A 2,383-nucleotide genomic window follows, 5' to 3' on the forward strand; every position below is an offset into this window, starting at 1 on the left:
GCGGTCGTCCATCGCGGGGACGATGTGGCAGTGTTGTGGGACTTCGGCAGCGAGCCGTTTATCGTCCCGGCCGATCAGGTGCCGCGATGATCATGGACGCATTGCGGATCGCGCTGCTGACGCACTCGGTGAATCCGCGCGGCGGCGTGGTGCATACGCTCGAGCTGGCGAGCGCACTCAGTGCGCAAGGACATGACGTCACGGTGTTTGCACCGGCTACGAACGGCGAGACGCTATTTCGCACGGCGCCATGTCGCGTGGTGTACGCGCCGGTCACGGACTCGCAGGCAGGCACCGTTGCGCTGGTCGATGCGCGCATCCGCGCATTGAAGAGGAGTGTGGGGGCGCACGGCCCCACGGCCTTCGACGTCTTGCACGCCGAGGACAGCATCAGCGGCAATGCACTCGCCGAACTCAAGGAGGAAGGTGTGATACGCGGTTTCGTGCGCACCGTGCACCACCTCGATCACTTCGATGATCCGCGTCTTGCGGCATGGCAAGCACGCGCGTACCGCGACGCCGACCAGGTTTTCTGTGTGAGCGACACGTGGACACGCGAGATGTCAGGTCGTTACGGAATCGCCGCGGTCACGGTGTCTAACGGCGTCGACACAACGCGTTACACCTCACAGGCGCTACCCGCAGACGAGGCGCTCAGGCAACGGCTAGGACTCGGAGCGGGGACGCTTATCCTCGCGGTGGGTGGCGTCGAAGCGCGCAAGAACACGCTCGCGCTGCTGGATGGGTTTGCCTTGGTGCGCCGCGCCTTGCCGCTCGCCCAGCTTGTCATCGCGGGCGGTGCCAGTCTTCTCGATCACGACGCGTACACGCAGCGTTTTATCCAGTGCGCGGCGCAACACGGTTTGTCCCTCGGAGCGCACGAAAGCATCGTGCTCACAGGGCCACTCGAAGATGCCGCGATGCCGGCTTTATTCCGGAGCGCGGATGTGCTGGCGATGGTGTCGGTGCGCGAGGGCTTCGGCCTGGTCGCCCTCGAAGCGCTCGCGTGCGGCACGCCGGTGGTGGCGTCGGCGATCGCACCGTTCACCGAATACCTCGATGACGCCACCTGTTTCTGGGCCACCCCCACCGACGCAGACTCGATTGCCGCAGCACTGCTGCGCGTGATTCGCGGCGATAGTGCGATCGATTTTGCTCATGCGGTGCCTGCGCTGCTTGCCCGCTTTAGCTGGGACGCTAGCGCCCGCCGTCATGTCGACGCCTATCGCGCGTGGCTGGCACACCAGCCGCTTGCCATTCACTAAAGCCATCAGCAAAGGGAATTTCTATGCCTGTCATGCACTTCCGAATTCAATGGCCCGACGGGGACGAAGCAAATTGTTATTCGCCGTCGCAGGTGGTCAGCGAGTTTTTTACGCCTGGCCATGCGTATTCGCTCGACGATTTTGTCAAACGCTCGCGCGAGGCACTCAACATTGCCTCGGAGCGCGTGAGGCAGAAGTACGGTTTCGCTTGCTCGGCAGCGATGGATCAGCTCGCGCAGATCGAGCGAGACGCAGACCGCTATCGCGATCGGGCCGATGCGACCGTGAAAGTCATCGAACTGGTCTGAACCCGGGCCGGCGCACCCATTTTTTTACTTGCAAGGACGCACATGTCGAACACAGCGCACTCCGTAAGCGCCGGGACGCGCGAGAATAGGCACTACAGCGTGCTCGTCGTCGGTGGCGGGCAGGCCGGTCTGTCGATCAGTTACTACCTAAAGCAGGCCGGCGTCGATCACCTCGTCATCGAGAAACAAACCGTCACGCATACCTGGCGCAACCAGCGCTGGGACGCGTTCTGCCTCGTCACGCCGAATTGGCAATGCGCGTTGCCGGGATATCCGTACCCGGGCGACGATCCGCATGGCTTTATGAAGAAGGATGAAATCATCGCGTATCTCGATGGCTTCATCGCGATGGTCGATGCGCCGGTAATCGAGCACACACAGGTCAAACGCGTGAAGCGACTGGACGACGGCACTTTTGCGGTAGCAACGAGCCAGGGCGATTTCACCGCCGATCAAGTCGTAGTAGCCTCGGGCGGCTATCACACGCCGATCGTGCCGCGCATGGCTGAACGCCTGCCCGAGCAGATCTTGCAGTTGCAGTCGTCGGAATATCGCAACCCGCAGGCGCTGCCCGAGGGCGCGGTAATGGTGGTGGGATCGGGGCAGTCCGGTGCGCAAATTGCCGAGGACCTGCATCTGGCCGGACGCAAGGTGGTGCTCGCGGTGGGCGACGCGCCACGCTGTGCCCGCTTTTATCGGGGGCGCGATGTGGTGGATTGGCTCGCGGACATGCAGTACTACGACATGCCGGTGGAAAAGCATCCCTTGCGTGAAGGGGTGCGTGACAACACCAATCACTATGTGACTGGC

Annotated in this window: 3 protein-coding genes; all 3 read left to right on the forward strand. The window is 62.7% G+C overall.

Annotated elements, in window-relative coordinates; all coding sequences use genetic code 11:
* Positions 1 to 92 precede the first annotated feature (92 nt).
* Entirely contained in the window at positions 93 to 1,265 is a 1,173-nt protein-coding gene (locus HV670_RS29720; RefSeq protein WP_425511492.1) for an MSMEG_0565 family glycosyltransferase, read from the forward strand.
* A 23-nt stretch (positions 1,266 to 1,288) separates the two neighbouring features.
* A complete protein-coding gene (locus tag HV670_RS29725; RefSeq protein ID WP_175108503.1) occupies positions 1,289 to 1,573 on the forward strand; it encodes an MSMEG_0570 family nitrogen starvation response protein in 285 nt (94 codons plus the stop codon).
* Between the two features lie 42 nt (positions 1,574 to 1,615).
* Positions 1,616 to 2,383, forward strand: a 768-nt coding sequence (locus HV670_RS29730) for an NAD(P)-binding domain-containing protein (RefSeq protein ID WP_175108504.1), incomplete at its 3' end; no start/stop codon positions are given.

The organism is Pararobbsia alpina (assembly GCF_902859895.1).
Classification (GTDB): Bacteria; Pseudomonadota; Gammaproteobacteria; order Burkholderiales; family Burkholderiaceae; genus Pararobbsia; species Pararobbsia alpina.

Coding starts and splice junctions, on each gene's coding strand:
- HV670_RS29720 (WP_425511492.1), top strand. CDS start 93: ATGGACGCATTGCGGATCGCGCTGCTGACGCACTCGGTGAATCCGCGC.
- HV670_RS29725 (WP_175108503.1), top strand. CDS start 1,289: ATGCCTGTCATGCACTTCCGAATTCAATGGCCCGACGGGGACGAAGCA.